This is a genomic window from Pseudomonas sp. 22072, from assembly GCF_052046095.1.
GTDB lineage: Bacteria > Pseudomonadota > Gammaproteobacteria > Pseudomonadales > Pseudomonadaceae > Aquipseudomonas > Aquipseudomonas paracarnis.
Genome location: NZ_JBQEQE010000050.1, coordinates 1 through 17110 on the forward strand (window position 1 = coordinate 1; position 17110 = coordinate 17110).

Consider the following 17110-nt stretch of genomic DNA (forward strand, 5'->3'; position numbering starts at 1 on the left):
TTATCAGGCGCACCGAGTCGATACCATCGCAGGCAAGCCAGCTCCCACATGGGTTCGCGGTGCACAAGCCGCTACACCACATCCACACCCACATGAATCGCATCATGCCGCCAGAACTCCAGGTCACAGTCGATCAGGCGTTGATGCTGGTCGTAATTGACCCGGGCGATGCGCAAGCCCGGGCTGCCTACCGAGACGCGCAGCGCAGCGGCCGCTTCCACCGGCAGTGAGGTCGGCACAATCTCGAAGCGCACCCGCCCGTAGCGCAAGTCATATTTGCTGGCATACAGCTCAGTCATCGACTGATTCAAATCACACGCCAGGATTCCCGGAAAATACTGCGGGTTCAGATAGTGCTCCACATACAACACCAGGCGCCCGTCAATCCTGCGCCCCCGGCAAATCTGGATCACGCTCGACAACGCCGGCAACTGCAACCACGCGCACACCGCCGCCGACGCCGGTTGCAAGCGTGCGGAAATGACCTGCGTGGAAGCCTCACGCCCCTGGTCGCTGACCATCGCGTGAAAATGGCTGCGCTGCATCAGGTTATAGGCCAGCCGTGGCGGCGAGACGAACCAGCCCCGACGCTCTTCGCGGTAAATCTGCCCTTGGGCCTCAAGCTGTAACAAGGCTTCCCGCACGGTAATCCGAGTGGTACCAAACAACTCGCTGAGCTTGCGTTCGGCGGGCAGTTTGCTGGCAGGCGGCAACAGGCCATGGTCGATCTGCTCTTGCAGCGCCAGGCCGATGGAGGTTACCGCCTTGATTGCCTCATCACGCATCAACGTTACCTATCTGGACTAGACCAGCACCGTTCAGGTGCACAAAACGCGCTCTATCTGGGCTTCTGCTGCTGTGTACCAGCCTAGGCACTCCACATGACCGACAGATGACAAAGGCTGTCGACTGCCTCTACCACCCCCTGCAATACATCGGCCAAGTCCAGGGCCTGCGGGCACTTGGGCATGGTCTACGCTAAGTCGGAGCTGAGCGACATCAGCGCTTCAAAAACGACATCGACATGAAACTGTCATCCAGGGGGCCTAGATTGGCTCAGGTATTGCTGACCTAGACCAAACCACCGCTAACGTTCAGATAAAACGCCGCGTTGAAAACGCCCAAAGGAGCTTCGGATGAAACAGCTTTTCCTGGCATCACTGTTAGGCTCGACCATTGCCATGTGCACCGCCGCCATGGCTGCTGATACCGATCTAAAAACCTTGGAAGCCGCCGCCAAAGCGGAAGGCGCCGTCAACAGCGTCGGCATGCCCGATGACTGGGCCAACTGGAAAGGCACCTGGGAAGACCTGGCCAAGACCTACGGCCTCAAGCACATCGACACCGACATGAGCTCGGCCCAGGAAATCGCCAAGTTCAAAGCCGAAAAAGACAACGCCAGCGCCGATATCGGTGACGTGGGCGCAGCCTTCGGCCCGATCGCGGTGAAACAGGAAGTCACCCAGCCGTACAAACCGTCCACCTGGGCGCAGGTGCCGGATTGGGCAAAAGACAAGGACGGTCACTGGGCCCTGGCCTACACCGGCACCATCGCCTTTATCGTCAACAAGAAGCTGCTGCACGGCTCCGAAGTGCCCACCACCTGGGCTGACCTGCAAACCGGTAAATACAAGGTCTCGGTGGGTGACGTGAGCACCGCCGCCCAGGCTTCGAACGCAGTACTCGCCGCAGCCATCGCCAACAAGGGTGACGAGAAAAACATCGCGCCGGGCCTGCAATTTTTCACCAAGATCGCCCAGCAAGGTCGGCTCTCGCTGTCCAACCCGACCATCGCCACCATGGAAAAAGGCGAAGTCGAAGTGGGCCTCGTCTGGGACTTCAACGGCCTGAGCTACAAGGCCAAGATGGCCAACCCGGATGACTACGTGGTGCTGATCCCCTCGGATGGCTCGGTGAAATCCGGCTACACCACCATCATCAACAAATACGCCAAGCACCCGAACGCCGCCAAGCTCACCCGCGAATACATCTTCAGCGATGCCGGCCAGCTCAACCTGGCACGCGGCAATGCGCGTCCGATCCGGGCTGAAACCGACTTGAAACTGCCGGCGGACGTTGCCAAAAACCTGATCCCGGGCGAGCAGTACACCAAGGCCAACCCGCAGCCGATCAAGGATGCCGATGCCTGGGAAGCGACGTCCAAGAAGCTGCCACAGATGTGGAACGAGCAAGTCATCGTAGAAATGAAGTAATCGGTCTCTCTGATCCAAAGGCGGTCAGTGTGGGAGCTGGCTTGCTGTGGCGAGGGAGCTTGCTCCCGCTCGACAGCGTAGCTGGTGCCGGCTTTTTGGGGGTGCTCCGCACCCCAGCGCAAGCAAGCTTGCTCGCCACAACAAGCCAGCTCCCACATTTGATCCCATCCCAAGTTGATACTGAGCCATACCCTTTGTTGCGGAGCCCCAGCCCCCATGAAGCACAATGTCATCCTTGTGGTGCTCGACGGCCTCAACTTCGAGGTTGCCCGGCACGCTATGGGGCACTTGCAGGCCTATGTCGGCGCAAGACGCGCAGCCCTCTACACACTGGAATGTGAACTGCCTGCCCTGTCCCGCCCGTTGTACGAGTGCATCCTCACCGGCGTGCCGCCGATCCAAAGCGGTGTCGTGCACAACAACGTCTCGCGCCTGTCCACCCAGCGCAGCATTTTCCATTACTCCACCGACGCCGGCTTGAGCACCGCGGCGGCGGCTTACCACTGGGTCAGCGAGTTGTATAACCGCACGCCCTTTCTCGCCGCCCGCGATCGTCATACCAACGACAAGGCGCTGGCGATCCAGCACGGGCATTTCTACTGGAATGACCACTACCCCGATTCCCACCTGTTCGCCGACGCCGAAAGCCTGCGGCTCAAGCACGCGCCAAACTTTTTGCTGGTGCACCCGATGAACATCGACGACGCCGGCCACAAGCATGGCCTCGACACCGCGCAATACCGCAACAGCGCACGCTCGGCCGACATTATCCTGGCCGACTACCTGCAAGGCTGGCTCGACGCCGGCTACCAGATACTGGTCACCGCCGACCATGGCATGAACAACGACCGCTCCCACAACGGCCTGTTGCGCGAAGAACGGGAAGTGCCACTGTTTGTCATCGGTGACGCCTTCAGCCTGGACAGCGACGCTGCGCCGAAACAGACCGACCTGTGCGGCACCGTCTGCGAACTGCTCGGCGTGCCCCACGACAAACCTGTGTGCCGGGAGTTGCTCAAGTGAATGCATTGACCCGCGGTAAATGGCTGGCCCTGCTATGCCTGCTGCCCTTCGCACTGTTCTTTATCGTGTTCGAGATCGCGCCGCTGGTGTGGGTGCTGATCAGCAGCCTGCAAACCGAAGAGGCCGGCTGGGGCCTGGAAAACTTCACCCGCATCTTCACGTCGAAGTTCTACCGGCAGGCCATCCAGTTCAGCCTGGAGATCAGCTTTTACTCCAGCATCTTCGGCATCATCATCGCCACCTTGGGCAGCTACTCACTGCGCCGAGTGGATTCGCCGCTGCGCAACTTCGTCACCGCGTTCGCCAACATGACCAGCAATTTCGCCGGCGTGCCCCTGGCCTTCGCGTTCATCATCCTGCTGGGGTTCAACGGCAGTATCACCCTCATGCTCAAGCAGGCCGGGATCATCGAGGACTTCAACCTGTACTCGAAAACCGGCTTGATCATCCTCTATACCTATTTCCAGATCCCCCTCGGCGTACTGTTGCTCTACCCGGCCTTTGACGCATTGCGCGAAGACTGGCGCGAATCTGCCGCGCTGCTCGGTGCGAATGGCTGGCAGTTCTGGCGCCATATCGGCCTGCCGGTGCTCACCCCGGCCCTGCTCGGCACCTTTGTGATCCTGCTGGCCAATGCCCTGGGCGCCTACGCCACGGTCTATGCGCTTACTACCGGCAACTTCAACGTGCTGCCAATTCGCATTGCCGGCCTGGTCTCCGGCGATGTGTCGCTGGACCCGAACATGGCCAGCGCCCTGGCCGTGGTGCTGGTGGCGCTGATGACCGTGGTCACGGTGGTGCATCAACTGCTGCTCAAGAGGAGCTACCATGTCTCGCGCTGAAGCCGGTACGGCCTCCCTCTACCATCGGGTGGTGGTGTACCTGTTGTTCCTGATCCTGGTGCTGCCGCTGGTGGGCACTTTTGTCTACTCGATTTCCAGCAGTTGGTCGGCAACCATCCTGCCTGCCGGCTTCAGCGTGAAATGGTATGTACAGCTGTGGAGCGACCCGCGCTTTCTGATGGCCTTCGGGCAATCGTTGCTGGTGTGCGTGGGCGCACTTATCCTCTCGGTGGTGTTGATCTTGCCGCTGCTGTTCGTGGTGCATTACCACTTTCCCAAGCTCGACGCGCTGATGAACATCCTGATCCTGCTGCCCTTTGCGGTGCCGCCGGTGGTGTCCTCGGTGGGTCTGCTGCAACTGTACGGTTCCGGGCCGCTGGCGATGGTGGGCACGCCGTGGATTTTGATCGGCTGCTACTTCACCGTCGCGCTGCCGTTCATGTACCGAGCGATCACCAACAACCTGCAAGCCATCAACCTGCGCGACCTGATGGACGCTTCGCAACTGCTCGGCGCCAGCACCTGGCAGGCCGCGATCCTGGTGGTGCTGCCCAACCTGCGCAAGGGCCTGATGGTGGCGCTGCTGCTGTCGTTCTCGTTCCTGTTCGGCGAGTTCGTGTTCGCCAACATCCTCGTCGGCACCCGCTACGAAACCCTGCAGGTGTACCTCAACAACATGCGCAACAGCAGTGGCCATTTCACCAGCGCCGTGGTGATCTCTTATTTCTTCTTTGTACTGGTACTGACCTGGGCCGCCACTCTCTTGAACAAGGACAAAAGCCAATGAGCTTCGTCAGCGTCCAACACCTGCAAAAAGGCTACGCCGGCACCCCGGTGTTCAGCGATATCAATTGCGAGGTCGCCAAAGGCGAGTTCGTCACCCTGCTCGGCCCGTCCGGTTGCGGCAAATCCACCCTGCTGCGCTGCATCGCCGGGCTTACGCCGGTGGACAGTGGCCAAATCCTCCTGGATGGCCAGGACATCGTGCCCCTGAGCCCACAGAAGCGCCAGATCGGCATGGTGTTCCAGAGCTACGCGCTGTTCCCCAACATGACCGTGGAACAGAACGTTGCCTTCGGCCTGCGCATGCAAAAGGTCAACGCCGACGACAGTCACAAGCGCGTGCAAGAAGTGCTGCAACTGGTGGAACTCAAGGACCTGGCCGGCCGCTATCCGCACCAGATGTCCGGTGGCCAGTGCCAGCGCGTCGCCCTCGCCCGCTCCCTGGTAACCCGCCCGCGCCTGCTGTTGCTCGATGAACCGCTGTCGGCGCTGGATGCACGTATTCGCAAGCACTTGCGCGAGCAGATCCGCCAGATCCAGCGCGAGCTGGGGCTGACCACGATCTTCGTGACCCATGACCAGGAAGAAGCGCTGACCATGTCCGACCGCATCTTCTTGATGAACCAGGGCAAGATCGTGCAGAGCGGCGATGCCGAAACCCTCTATACCGCGCCGGTGGATGTGTTCGCTGCTGGGTTTATCGGCAACTACAACCTGCTCGATGCCGACAAGGCCAGCCAACTGCTGCAGCGACCGATCAGCGGGCGTATCGCGATTCGCCCCGAGGCCATCGAGTTGAGCCGCAGTGGCGAGCTCGATGCGTTGGTGCGTAGCCACAGCCTGCTGGGTAACGTAATTCGCTACCGCATCGAAGCCCGTGGTGTCGAGCTGGTGGTGGATGTGCTCAATCGTTCGGCCGACGACCTGCATCCGGACGGCCAACGCCTGGCACTTTCCATCGACCCCAGCGCACTGTGTGAAGTAGCCTGACAGGCAGCGACCTATTGAGAGAGAGCATCACCGATGGCATTGGTAATTTTTGATCTGGACGACACCTTGATCCACGGCGACTGCGCCACGCTGTGGAGCGAACAGATGGGCCGCCTCGGCTGGGTAGACCCTGAGTCATTCATGCGCAGGAACAACGAGCTGATGGATGCCTACAGCCAGGGCAAGCTGTTGATGGAAGATTTCATGGATTTCAGCCTGGAGCCGATGATCGGCCGAACCCCGGAAGAAATCGAGCACCTGGTGGAGCCGTGGGTCGAGGACGTGATCGAGCCGCTGATCTACAGCGACGCCACCAAGACCATCGCCCGCCACCGCGCGAACGGTGACCGGATCCTGGTGATTTCCGCTTCGGGCACTCACCTGGTCACGCCGATTGCTGCGCGTATCGGTATCGAGGAAGTGCTGGGGATTAACCTGAGCGTCAGCCATGGGGTATACGACGGCAAGACAGAGGGTGTACTGACTTACCGTGAAGGCAAGATCACGCGGTTGCTGGAATGGCTGGAGCAGGAAGGCGAAACCCTTGAAGGTGCCTATTTCTATTCGGACTCGCGCAATGATTTACCGCTGCTGCTCAAGGTGGATCACCCGCAGGTGGTGAACCCGGACCCGGTGTTGCGCGCCAATGCCGAACAGGCCGGCTGGCCGATCCACCACTGGACCTGAATCAATAGACATCAACCTGTGGGAGCTGGCTTGCCGGNGGCGCACCGCTATCGCAGGCAAGCCAGCTCCCACACTGACTGCATTTCAATCTAGGATTCGGTCAGGCTATTGGCAATACGGACTACACCGGACGTAGGACGAGGTTGTTCTAGCCCCCCACATCACCGTCAACGCCTTGCAATGCTTTCACAGTGCCTCCATAGTGAGTCTGGACTGAGCCCGGTGCTGTAGCGCCGGGCTTTTTGCATTATGCGACCGGACCATATGGAACCGGCTCCCTCAAAGACGGCCTAATATGCGTTATCAATTGCCCCCGCGTCGAATCAGCATGAAGCATCTGTTCCCCAGCACCGCCCTCGCTTTTTTCATTGGTCTCGGCTTCGCGTCGATGTCGACCAATACGTTCGCAGCCAATAGCTGGGACAACCTTCAGCCTGATCGCGATGAGGTGATTGCCAGCCTTAACGTCGTCGAGTTGCTCAAGCGCCATCACTACAGCAAGCCGCCGCTGGACGACGCTCGCTCGGTGATCATCTACGACAGCTACCTCAAGCTGCTGGACCCCTCGCGCAGCTACTTCCTGGCCAGCGATATCGCTGAGTTCGACAAGTGGAAGACCCAATTCGACGACTTCCTCAAGAGCGGCGACCTGCAACCCGGCTTCACCATCTACAAGCGTTACCTGGACCGCGTCAAAGCGCGTCTGGACTTCGCGTTGGGTGAGCTGAACAAGGGCGTCGACAAACTCGATTTCACCCAGAAAGAAACCCTTCTGGTAGACCGCAAGGACGCCCCTTGGCTGACCAGCACCGCAGCCCTGGACGACCTGTGGCGCAAACGCGTCAAGGACGAAGTGCTGCGCTTGAAGATCGCCGGCAAAGAGCCCAAGGCCATTCAAGAACTGCTGACCAAGCGCTACAAAAACCAGCTGGCACGCCTGGACCAGACCCGTGCCGAGGATATCTTCCAGGCCTACATCAACACCTTTGCGATGTCCTACGACCCGCACACCAATTATCTGTCGCCAGATAACGCGGAAAATTTCGATATCAATATGAGTCTGTCCCTGGAAGGCATCGGTGCCGTCCTGCAAAGCGACAATGACCAGGTGAAGATCGTACGTCTGGTGCCGGCAGGCCCTGCTGACAAAACCAAGCAAGTGGCACCGGCCGACAAGATCATCGGCGTGGCCCAGGCCGACAAAGAGATGGTCGATGTGGTCGGCTGGCGCCTGGACGAAGTGGTCAAGCTGATCCGTGGGCCTAAAGGCAGCGTGGTGCGCCTGGAAGTGATTCCGCACACCAATGCACCGAACGACCAGACCAGCAAGATCGTGTCCATCACCCGTGAAGCGGTGAAGCTCGAAGACCAGGCCGTGCAGAAGAAAGTCCTCAACCTCAAGCAGGATGGCAAGGACTACAAGCTGGGCGTGATCGAAATCCCGGCCTTCTATCTGGACTTCAAGGCGTTCCGTGCCGGTGATCCGGACTACAAGTCCACCACCCGCGACGTGAAGAAAATCCTGACAGAACTGCAGAAAGAGAAAGTCGACGGCGTGGTCATCGACCTGCGCAACAACGGCGGCGGCTCCCTGCAGGAAGCCACCGAGCTGACCAGCCTGTTTATCGACAAGGGACCGACCGTATTGGTACGCAACGCTGACGGCCGTGTCGACGTGCTCGAAGACGAGAACCCGGGGGCCTTCTACAAAGGGCCGATGGCGCTGCTGGTCAACCGTCTCTCGGCCTCGGCCTCGGAGATTTTCGCCGGCGCCATGCAGGACTACCACCGCGCACTGATCATCGGCGGCCAGACCTTCGGCAAAGGCACCGTGCAGACCATCCAACCGCTGAACCATGGCGAGCTCAAGCTGACACTGGCCAAGTTCTACCGGGTATCGGGGCAGAGCACCCAGCATCAAGGCGTACTGCCGGATATCGATTTCCCTTCGATCATCGACACCAAGGAAATCGGCGAAAGCGCCCTGCCTGAAGCCATGCCGTGGGACACCATCCGCCCTGCGATCAAGCCGGCGACGGATCCGTTCAAGCCCTTCCTGGCTCAGTTGAAGGCTGACCATGACACCCGCTCCGCCAAGGATGCCGAGTTCGTGTTTATCCGCGACAAGCTGGCCCTGGCCAAGAAGCTGATGGAAGAAAAGACCGTCAGCCTCAACGAAGCGGATCGCCGTGCACAGCATTCCAGCATCGAGAATCAGCAACTGGTGCTGGAAAACACCCGCCGCAAGGCCAAGGGTGAAGACCCGCTCAAAGAGCTGAAGAAAGAAGATGAAGATGCGCTGCCGACCGAGGCGGATAAAACCAAGCCGGAAGACGACGCTTACTTGGCCGAGACTGGCCGGATCCTGCTGGATTATCTGAAAATCACCAAGCAGGTGGCCAAGCAGTAAATGATGGCGATTTAATGTGATCGCTCCTCGGAGTGTCATCATATAGACATCATTCTGTCGTGAAATAAAAGGACCGCAGGTTTACGCCTGCGGTCCTTTTTTTTGATCGAGACCGCCATGACCATGACCGAACAGCTGAATGCATTGGGCTCAATCCTGGCTCAAGGCAGTTTGCACAGCCTGTTCCAACCGATCATCTGCCTGTCGGAGCGGCGCATCCTCGGTTATGAGGCTCTCAGTCGTGGCCCGTCCAACAGCCCGCTGCACTCCCCCGTCGCACTGTTCTCGGTGGCCAGCCACGCAGGGCGCCTGAGCGAATTGGACATGGCGTGTCGAGAGAATGCATGCCGGCGCTTCAGCGAGCAGAAACTGCCCGGCAAGCTGTTCCTCAATATCTCGCCCGAATCCTTGATGGAGAACGCACATCAGCCAGGGCGCACGCTGCAACTGTTGCGCGACTTCGGCATTTCTCCCAGCCAAGTGGTGATCGAGCTAACCGAGCAGGCACCCACCGACGATTTCGCGCTGCTGCAAACTGCCTTGCACCACTACCGCGACATGGGCTTTGCCATCGCACTGGATGACTTGGGCGCCGGTTATTCCAGCTTGCGGTTGTGGTCCGAACTGCGCCCGGACTACGTGAAGATCGACCGGCACTTTATCGACGGCATTCACCAGGACGCCCTCAAGCGTGAGTTTGTCGGCTCGATCCTGCAGATCGCCAGGGCGTCCCGCGCCCAAGTGATTGCCGAGGGCATCGAGCTGCCGGAAGAACTAGCGGTGTTGACGGAGATGGGCGTCGACCTGGTCCAGGGCTACCTGCTCTGCCGCCCTCAGGAAAAGCCGCCGCAGGAAGCGCGCCTGATGCTGCCCAAGCCGGATAACGCCACGCTGGCCCTCAATGACGAAGGCAGTGACTTGAGCGCCCTGCTCAATGAGCAGCCCGCCGTGGATCAAGACACCGCCACCGCTCAAGTGCTGGAATCGTTCCGCCGCCAGGCCAACCTCAACTCGCTGGCGGTATTGGACGGCCGCGGTTGCCCGGTCGGCATTGTGCACCGGCACTCGTTGTCGGACGCGTTGCTCAAGCCGTTCGCGACCGATCTGTTTGCACGTAAACCCATCAGCCGCTTGATGAGCGATGACTTTTTGGCGGTGGAACTGAGCCAGTCCTTGCAGCAGGTCAGCCGCTTATTGACCAGCCGCGCGCGGCAACGCATCGAAGAGGATTTCATCATAACCCTGAACGGTGATTACCTGGGGCTGGGTCGGGTCATCGACGTGCTCAAGTTGATCACGGAGCTGAAAATCCAGCAGGCCCGCTACGCCAACCCGTTGACCTTGTTGCCTGGCAATGTGCCGATCCAGCAGTGCCTCACCCGGCTGCTGCAGCAACAGCGCGAGTCGGTGATCTGCTATGTGGATATCGACAGTTTCAAACCGTTCAACGATATCTACGGCTACGGGCGCGGGGATGAAGTGCTGCTGTGCCTGGCGCAGTGCCTCAACGACCGGGTAGACCCCAGCCGCGACTTTGTCGGGCATATTGGTGGGGATGATTTTTTGCTGGTGCTGGGCCCGCAGGATTGGCGCAAGCGGCTCAACCAGTTGCTGGATGACTTCCATACCCAATGCCGACGCTTCTACCGCGCTGAACATCTGGAGGCTGGGTGCTTCGTGGCCCTCAATCGCCAGGGCGTGCGCCAGGAGTTTGCGTTGCTGTCGCTGTCCATCGGTGTAGTGCACTTGTATCCTCAGGCCTGCGCACAACTCGATGCCAGCCAGTTGGCAGAACTGGCGTCACAAGCCAAGCACCAAGCCAAGGATGTGGCGGGCTACAGCATCCACGTGATCGACAGCATGGACACCTGCCCCCAGGCGCTTTAGGCCTCGGCGGACTCCGGGTACTCGTACTCGAACACCCGCACCACTTCGGAAGCATGCCAGGACGCGGCGGCCACGCCGTCAGAAGGCCCGCTGAACCGCCCCAGGCGCTCCACACATTCGAAAAAACCGGTGCGCGGCAGGCGGCTGGCGCCCTGGCTGATCACCAGGGAACTGCGCAGCGGCTGCTCGGCCTTGGCATCCAGTGCCGCCAGGTGCTCCAGGGCCGCCGCCAGGGTCTGCATGGCCGGCGTGGGGAATTGCAGGCGCTCAAGCAGTGCACGGTAGGTGAGCAAATGGCGCTGGCGCCGCGCCTGATCCAGTTCGTTGAGCAACCCATCCCAGTGTTGACGGCTAATACGTAGGCTCAAGACTCATCCCTCCAACCTGCTACGCCCAATTCCCAAGCCAGGCTGCGGCGAATGGCGGCATCCGGCTGGCGTTCACCACTTTCAATCAATCCAAGGTATGAGGGGCTGATCCCCACTGTGCGTGCCAGGGTCTCGATAGCCAGCCCCTTGGCTTCACGCAGGCCGCGCAGGGCTGCGAGCGGGCGCAGGTCCTGATCAATGGCGGTAGAGGCGGCAGGGGAAGAAGCGGGTGTAGGTTGCTGCTGACCGGCAGCTTTTAGCAGCGCCTGGTACTGGTCCCATGGCAACACCGCGTATTCGGGTGCGCCATCGCGTGAAATGATCTGAATATCCATGACTGCCCCGTAGGATAAAAACACTTACTAAGTAAGCTCTTTCCTTAGAAGTGTAATCCTAACAGCCACAAAGGTCGCAGGGGATACCGGGCAACATTAGTTTTTTTGTGGGTTTTCCCGGGCCAGCAGCTCAGGCGTCGCTGGCAGGCGCTCAACCACCGCGAGTTTTTCCGGGCGTTGCGCATCGCGCCACGCACGAAAGGCGCTCAGTTCGCCGCTCAGGGTCTTCATGACCCATGCCAGCACGGCGATGTCATCCAGCATGCCGAACATCGGGAGGAAATCCGGAATCGCATCAATCGGGCTGAGAAAATACATCAGCCCCGCCACCACCGAGATCAGCGCCTTAGGGCTGATCGCACGGTATTCGCCGCGCCAGTAAGCCAGGCACAGGGCCTGCAGTAACTTGAGATCATCCTTGAGCTGGCCGAGCCGATTGCCTTGGCTTGAACCTTTGGCAGCGACGGCAAACAGCAAGGTTGGCAAACGCCCCCGACCGAGCAAGCGTGCGGCCATGGGCAGGAAACGGGTGAAATTGAACGGTGGTTTCATTGGGCACTCCAGTTCCAGGCGACATAAAAGGTTATCCACACAAATTGTGGATAACCTTGTGAACAGAGCCTGTTTTATCGGCTGAAAGCCACGGACTACAAGGCCTACAGTCAGATCGGGCGTTTTTTGCGCACATAAAAAAAACCCAAGAATTCATTGACTTGGCATGTATGTGCGGCTACCCGTGCTCGAGTCTTATATCAGACTGTGTCCGGTTGCGGACGTTCGTTTGGATTTGCAGAGGCTTCAACGTAGGGGCTGGCTGGCGTGCGATAGCCATAGACATCTACACGACCCGGTACGACGTGGCAGCCTGCCAGCCGATGCCTATCTCCCAGACACCCCCGGCTCCAAATGTGGGAGCTGGCTTGCCTGCGATTGCCTTAGGCATCAACACAACTTTACAGGCCGTAGCAGCCAACGCTAACCACGATGCGAAGCGAGCCGCTCTTGATCTTGATCTGCTTTTGATCTTAGGCGCCCCGTTAAACCACGCTGGCGGATTACGGGCACACCGAGCCTGAGCGAGGTGCCGAGTGGTGGGGCAAGAGCGTTTTGCTTACTTTGCCGCTCTTGCAAAGTGAGCCGCCGTCAGGGCGGAACCCTATGTGGCCGTTACCGCAGCAATGGATATGTACACAATCCAACTGTGTTGATTGCCAGGCCGCCTTCGCGAGCAAGCCCGCTCCCACAGGTTGATCGTGGTGTGTCAGTTAGTAGGTGTAGGCTGGCAGGCCGTCATCGCAGGCAAGCCAGCTCCCACATTTGGAGTGCTGAGCGTCTGGCGGTCATCACAGCGATGCGGCGACCCGACAAGCCAGCTCCCACAGAAGATTTTTGCATCCTTTGATACAGCCCCGAAAACAACAACGCCCCGTCGAGACGGGGCGTTGTGTGTTCAGGCGCCGATTACTTCTTGGCGGCTGGTGCAGCAGGTGCGTCCGCTGCTTCTGCCTTGGCTGGGTCCTTGATGGCCAGCAGCTCCAGGTCGAATACCAGCACGGAGTTGGCCGGGATCGCCGGGCTCGGGCTCTGGGCGCCGTAGGCCAGGTCGGACGGGATGTACAACTCGACCTTCTCGCCAACATGCATCAGTTGCAAGCCTTCGACCCAACCCGGGATCACGCCGCTGACCGGCAGGTCGATCGGGCTACCACGATCTACAGAGCTGTCAAAGGTAGTGCCGTTGGTGAGCTTGCCGGTGTAGTGAACAGTCACCACGTCGGTTGGCTTAGGCTGGGCGCCATCGGCCTTCTTCACGATCTTGTACTGCAGACCGGAAGCGGTGGTGACGACGCCGTCTTTCTTGGCGTTGTCTTCGAGGAATTTCTTGCCGGCAGCTGCCGACTCTTCGCTCATTTTGGTCATGCGCTCTTCGGCACGCTTTTGCAGCGCGGCGAAGGCTTCAACCAGTTCGTCATCTTTGAGCTTCTGCTCTTTCTTGCCGACAGCATCTTCAATGCCTTGGGCTACCGCTTTGGAGTCCAGGTCATCCATGCCTTCTTGGGCAAGGCTCTTGCCCATGTTCAGGCCGATGCCGTAGGAAGCTTTTTGCGCCGGGGTTTTCAGCTCTACGCTGGTTTGCGAATCACAACCCGCAAGTACCAGGCTAACCAGGGCCACCGCCGCCGCCAACCGATGCTGTTTCATGCTATTTCCTTGTTCATGCGCCAAAAGGGCATTCGAATAAAGTCGCGAGCTTATCAGGCGGCCCCGACCAATGGCTACCGGCATGTGAGCAGGAAACTTCTGATAAGTTCACGTGTTTAAAAGCATTTCCATTTATCATGGGGGCCCGCGACGGATCGCGGAACCGGCTGATAGCAGGCTAATCGTCACTTGCCGCACCTGTGGCGCAGTGGCATAACAACGCGACAATTCGACAAGGATAGTTATCTTGCGCACTTTTTCCCGTGTTTTACTCCTGATATTGATCGCACTGGGCCTGACCCTGGCCGTGGTGCTCTATTACACCCTCAACCCCAAGCTGCCGGACTACATGCCCGTGGAGCAGGTGCACTACCAGGACCAGTGGAGTGCCGCGGACCGTCAGACCTTCTACTTCACGCCCCAGGGCACCCAGGTAAAGGGCCTGCACTACGACTGGTTCACGGCTCTGGAGCTGCCGTTCTCCGAGCAACGCTTTGCCGCGCCGGAGTACCTGGCGCGCTTTGGTTTCCTGGTCGATCCCAGGCAGGTGCCCACCACGCAAAACCCTGGCAACCTGCCGGTGGGTTTCGCCCGGCACCAGAATGCCGACAGCAAGGTTCAGTACCTGGACATCACCTGCGCGGCCTGCCATACGGGGGAGTTGCATTTCAAAGGCCAGGCCCTGCGCATCGATGGCGGCTCGGCTCAACATGTACTGCCCTCCAGCGTCCCCACCTTGCGGGGCGGCAGTTTCGGCCAGGCACTGGTCGCCAGCCTCGCCGCCACTTATTACAACCCATGGAAGTTCGAGCGCTTTGCCCACAAGGTCCTGGGGGATCAGTACGACGCCCAGCGCGATGAACTGCGCAAGGACTTCAAGCAATCGCTGAACCAGTTCCTCAAGGTTGCCTGGAATGACACCCACCGCGGCCTTTACCCCACGGAAGAAGGCCCGGGCCGTACTGACGCCTTTGGGCGCATCGCTAACGCCAGTTTTGGCGACGCTATTTCCCCAGACAATTATCGCGTCGCCAATGCGCCGGTGGACTACCCGCAGTTGTGGGATATCTGGACCTTCGACTGGGTGCAGTGGAATGGCTCGGCCCAACAGCCCATGGCGCGCAATATCGGCGAAGCCCTTGGCGTAGGCGCGACCCTGACGTTCTTCGACGCTGTCGGGCAACCGCTCAAAGGCGATGCCCGCTACCCGTCCAGCGTACGGGTGCGCGACCTGCACCTGATCGAAGAAACCCTGCAACGGCTCAAACCGCCAACCTGGCCGCAAGACTTGTTCGGTGCCATCGACAAGCCCCTCGCCGCCCAGGGTCGCGCACTCTTTGCCGAGAACTGCGCCGGCTGCCACGTACCCACCGTCACCCAGGAAAACGGCCGTCCGGTGCAGCAGTTGAAAATGCTGCCGGTGAACTACATCGGCACCGACCCCGGCACGGCCAACAACATTGCCGACCAACGCTATGACCTCAGCGCGTTGCAATGGGACCCGGCCGAACTGGCCCGGCTCAATGTCGAATTGCACCCCACCCCCACCGCGCCGCTGGACCTGAAAAAAATGTCGGTGGCCCAGGGTTTAGCCTATGTCACCGCCTTCGTCGAAGAGCATGCCTACCGTGCGGCCGGCGTTACCGCGGCCGAGCGCCCAGGCCTGGACGGGTTCGGCCTGCCCATCGGCGTGCGCGAATTGCGTGCCTACAAGGCGCGGCCACTGGCAGGCGTATGGGCCACCCCACCGTTCCTGCACAACGGTTCAGTGCCGACGATCTACCAACTGCTCTCGCCTCAGGACGAACGCAGCACTACCTTCTATAAGGGCACCTTCAACTACGACCCGCGTCACCTGGGGTTTGAGACCACCGCCTTCAAGAATGCCTTCCTGTTCGATACCAGAATCACCGGCAACCACAACAGCGGCCACGAATTCCGTGCCGGCGAACGTGGCAATGGCGTGATCGGCCGTGGCCTGCTGCCGCAGGAACGCTGGGCGCTGCTCGAATACCTCAAGGTGCTGGGCGGCCCGCTGGAGCAACAACTGCCATGATTATCCGCTCGCAAAACAAGGACCGCTCCATGCTTGCTCGTCTCTGGCTACGCCTTGGCGCCTTTGTTGGCAAAACCCTGCTGTGGCTGCTGGGCCTGGGCCTGCTGGGGTGGGTGTTGGCCACGGCCTGGTTCGCCTGGCAGCACAGGGGCCCGGTGTCGGTGAAGGAACAGATCCCGCCGGGTGAAGCGGCGATGACCCAAGGCATCATCCAGACCGCCGTGCGCATCGTTGATCAGCATCGCGAAGGCACTCGCTACCTGCGTGATGCCCATGCCAAGGCCCATGGGTGCGTGAAAGCCGAGGTCAGCGTTCTGGCAGATCTCGACCCGGCCTTGCGCCAGGGCGTGTTTGCCGAGCCGGGCAAGACCTGGCAGGCGACGATGCGCCTGTCCAACGGCAACGCTTATCCGCAATTCGACAGCATCCGCGATGCACGCGGCATGGCCATCAAGCTGTTGGATGTGCCGGGCAAGCAACTGATGGCAGATCAGCAAGCGCGCACCGAACAGGATTTCGTGATGTTCAGCCACCCGAACTTCTTTGTCAGCGATGTCGCGGAATACGCGCAAAACATCGGCGCGCAAGCGGATGGCAAGAAGGTCCTGGCTTTCTTTCCCAAGCTCGACCCGCGCAGTTGGCAAGTGCGTCACTTGTTTATCGCCCTGGCAACCCTGGCGCCCGCACCGGCCAGCCCGACGCAGACGACTTACTTTTCAGTTTCGCCCTACAAGTTTGGCGCGGCCAACGCCAAGTTCCGCGTCGCGCCCGACCCACAAAGCTGCCCGGGTTATGTGTTGCCCAAACAGAACCTGGCCCTGCCGAACTTCCTGCGCAGCGCGCTCAACCAGCAACTGTCCACCGACCGTGTAGATGCGTGTTTTGTGCTGCAAATCCAGCGGCAAAACCCGCAGGCGTTCATGCCGATCGAAGACACCAGCATCGAATGGAAGGAAAGCGACGCGCCGTATGAAACCGTGGCCAAGGTCAGGATTCCCGCCCAGGACTTCGACACGCCGGCGCAGAACCTGGCGTGCGATAACCAGTCGTTCAACCCCTGGTTCGGGCTGGAAGCGCACCGCCCCATCGGTGGCATCAACCGGCTGCGCAAAGCGGTGTACGAGGCCGTCAGCGATTACCGCCACAGCCGCAACGCACCGTAAGGCGCGTTAAATCGCAGGCGAAAAAAAACCCGCTCAATGAGCGGGTTTCTTTTGGCTACCTGGCGTTCAGTATTCCAGGTGACCGAATATGGCGCAGCGGACGGGACTCGAACCCGCGACCCCCGGCGTGACAGGCCGGTATTCTAACCGA

Annotated in this window: 15 protein-coding genes; 10 read left to right on the forward strand and 5 right to left on the reverse strand. The window is 60.0% G+C overall.

Features of this window, described 5'->3' with window-relative positions:
• Positions 1 to 71 precede the first annotated feature (71 nt).
• Positions 72 to 785: a UTRA domain-containing protein gene (locus ACTJLA_RS26300; protein WP_054897875.1), complete on the reverse strand. Its 714-nt coding sequence runs from the start codon at positions 783 to 785 to the stop codon at positions 72 to 74.
• 351 nt (positions 786 to 1136) lie between these two features.
• Between ACTJLA_RS26300 and ACTJLA_RS26305 the strand changes: the two genes are divergently transcribed.
• The 8 genes from ACTJLA_RS26305 to ACTJLA_RS26340 all read left to right on the forward strand — a co-directional run bounded on the left by ACTJLA_RS26305 (position 1137) and on the right by ACTJLA_RS26340 (position 10835).
• On the forward strand, positions 1137 to 2213 hold the full coding sequence (locus ACTJLA_RS26305) for an ABC transporter substrate-binding protein (protein ID WP_003190150.1): 1077 nt from the start codon (positions 1137 to 1139) through the stop codon (positions 2211 to 2213).
• Between the two features lie 216 nt (positions 2214 to 2429).
• The gene (locus tag ACTJLA_RS26310) at positions 2430 to 3236 is read left to right on the forward strand and encodes an alkaline phosphatase family protein (RefSeq protein ID WP_314551246.1); all 807 of its coding nucleotides are present in this window, start codon (positions 2430 to 2432) and stop codon (positions 3234 to 3236) included.
• Positions 3233 to 4078: an ABC transporter permease gene (locus ACTJLA_RS26315; RefSeq protein WP_044267910.1), complete on the forward strand. Its 846-nt coding sequence runs from the start codon at positions 3233 to 3235 to the stop codon at positions 4076 to 4078. Before ACTJLA_RS26310 ends, ACTJLA_RS26315 begins: the two co-directional genes overlap by 4 nt.
• Positions 4065 to 4865, forward strand: a complete 801-nt coding sequence (locus tag ACTJLA_RS26320; protein ID WP_032892564.1) for an ABC transporter permease — start codon at positions 4065 to 4067, stop codon at positions 4863 to 4865. The genes ACTJLA_RS26315 and ACTJLA_RS26320 overlap by 14 nt, the downstream gene beginning before the upstream one ends.
• Positions 4862 to 5851 (forward strand): ABC transporter ATP-binding protein, encoded by a 990-nt coding sequence (locus tag ACTJLA_RS26325; protein WP_034127242.1) that lies wholly within the window; start codon positions 4862 to 4864, stop codon positions 5849 to 5851. Before ACTJLA_RS26320 ends, ACTJLA_RS26325 begins: the two co-directional genes overlap by 4 nt.
• Before the next feature lie 33 nt (positions 5852 to 5884).
• The gene (locus ACTJLA_RS26330) at positions 5885 to 6538 is read left to right on the forward strand and encodes an HAD family hydrolase (RefSeq protein ID WP_054897873.1); all 654 of its coding nucleotides are present in this window, start codon (positions 5885 to 5887) and stop codon (positions 6536 to 6538) included.
• Positions 6539 to 6866: 328 nt separating this feature from the next.
• Positions 6867 to 8948, forward strand: a complete 2082-nt coding sequence (locus tag ACTJLA_RS26335; protein ID WP_259285100.1) for a carboxy terminal-processing peptidase — start codon at positions 6867 to 6869, stop codon at positions 8946 to 8948.
• Positions 8949 to 9065: 117 nt separating this feature from the next.
• Positions 9066 to 10835: a bifunctional diguanylate cyclase/phosphodiesterase gene (locus ACTJLA_RS26340; protein WP_197883329.1), complete on the forward strand. Its 1770-nt coding sequence runs from the start codon at positions 9066 to 9068 to the stop codon at positions 10833 to 10835.
• Here the strand turns inward: ACTJLA_RS26340 and ACTJLA_RS26345 are convergent.
• The 4 genes from ACTJLA_RS26345 to ACTJLA_RS26360 form a co-directional block, all read right to left on the reverse strand.
• Positions 10832 to 11203, reverse strand: coding sequence for a hypothetical protein (locus ACTJLA_RS26345; RefSeq protein WP_005786715.1), 372 nt, complete (start codon positions 11201 to 11203; stop codon positions 10832 to 10834). The two genes, ACTJLA_RS26340 and ACTJLA_RS26345, sit on opposite strands and share 4 nt — an antisense overlap.
• Positions 11200 to 11538 (reverse strand): helix-turn-helix domain-containing protein, encoded by a 339-nt coding sequence (locus ACTJLA_RS26350; protein WP_034127238.1) that lies wholly within the window; start codon positions 11536 to 11538, stop codon positions 11200 to 11202. Before ACTJLA_RS26350 ends, ACTJLA_RS26345 begins: the two co-directional genes overlap by 4 nt.
• A 96-nt stretch (positions 11539 to 11634) precedes the next feature.
• Positions 11635 to 12090, reverse strand: a complete 456-nt coding sequence (locus ACTJLA_RS26355) for a YkvA family protein (RefSeq protein WP_056788425.1) — start codon at positions 12088 to 12090, stop codon at positions 11635 to 11637.
• 909 nt (positions 12091 to 12999) lie between these two features.
• Complete coding sequence (locus tag ACTJLA_RS26360) at positions 13000 to 13740, reverse strand: FKBP-type peptidyl-prolyl cis-trans isomerase (RefSeq protein WP_003190133.1); 741 nt, start codon at positions 13738 to 13740, stop codon at positions 13000 to 13002.
• Positions 13741 to 13987: 247 nt separating this feature from the next.
• Between ACTJLA_RS26360 and ACTJLA_RS26365 the strand changes: the two genes are divergently transcribed.
• Together ACTJLA_RS26365 and ACTJLA_RS26370 are read left to right on the forward strand one after the other, a co-directional pair.
• Positions 13988 to 15796 (forward strand): cytochrome c, encoded by a 1809-nt coding sequence (locus tag ACTJLA_RS26365; protein ID WP_259285099.1) that lies wholly within the window; start codon positions 13988 to 13990, stop codon positions 15794 to 15796.
• Between the two features lie 29 nt (positions 15797 to 15825).
• Complete coding sequence (locus tag ACTJLA_RS26370; protein WP_259285098.1) at positions 15826 to 16959, forward strand: catalase family protein; 1134 nt, start codon at positions 15826 to 15828, stop codon at positions 16957 to 16959.
• The last annotated feature ends 151 nt before the right edge of the window (positions 16960 to 17110 follow it).

What these genes read in the sequence shown, in the direction of transcription:
- ACTJLA_RS26300 (WP_054897875.1), bottom strand. Translation starts at nt 785, where the DNA reads ATGCGTGATGAGGCAATCAAGGCGGTAACCTCCATCGGCCTGGCGCTG.
- ACTJLA_RS26305 (WP_003190150.1), top strand. Translation starts at nt 1,137, where the DNA reads ATGAAACAGCTTTTCCTGGCATCACTGTTAGGCTCGACCATTGCCATG.
- ACTJLA_RS26310 (WP_314551246.1), top strand. Translation starts at nt 2,430, where the DNA reads ATGAAGCACAATGTCATCCTTGTGGTGCTCGACGGCCTCAACTTCGAG.
- ACTJLA_RS26320 (WP_032892564.1), top strand. Translation starts at nt 4,065, where the DNA reads ATGTCTCGCGCTGAAGCCGGTACGGCCTCCCTCTACCATCGGGTGGTG.
- ACTJLA_RS26325 (WP_034127242.1), top strand. Translation starts at nt 4,862, where the DNA reads ATGAGCTTCGTCAGCGTCCAACACCTGCAAAAAGGCTACGCCGGCACC.
- ACTJLA_RS26330 (WP_054897873.1), top strand. Translation starts at nt 5,885, where the DNA reads ATGGCATTGGTAATTTTTGATCTGGACGACACCTTGATCCACGGCGAC.
- ACTJLA_RS26335 (WP_259285100.1), top strand. Translation starts at nt 6,867, where the DNA reads ATGAAGCATCTGTTCCCCAGCACCGCCCTCGCTTTTTTCATTGGTCTC.
- ACTJLA_RS26340 (WP_197883329.1), top strand. Translation starts at nt 9,066, where the DNA reads ATGACCATGACCGAACAGCTGAATGCATTGGGCTCAATCCTGGCTCAA.
- ACTJLA_RS26350 (WP_034127238.1), bottom strand. Translation starts at nt 11,538, where the DNA reads ATGGATATTCAGATCATTTCACGCGATGGCGCACCCGAATACGCGGTG.
- ACTJLA_RS26355 (WP_056788425.1), bottom strand. Translation starts at nt 12,090, where the DNA reads ATGAAACCACCGTTCAATTTCACCCGTTTCCTGCCCATGGCCGCACGC.
- ACTJLA_RS26360 (WP_003190133.1), bottom strand. Translation starts at nt 13,740, where the DNA reads ATGAAACAGCATCGGTTGGCGGCGGCGGTGGCCCTGGTTAGCCTGGTA.
- ACTJLA_RS26370 (WP_259285098.1), top strand. Translation starts at nt 15,826, where the DNA reads ATGCTTGCTCGTCTCTGGCTACGCCTTGGCGCCTTTGTTGGCAAAACC.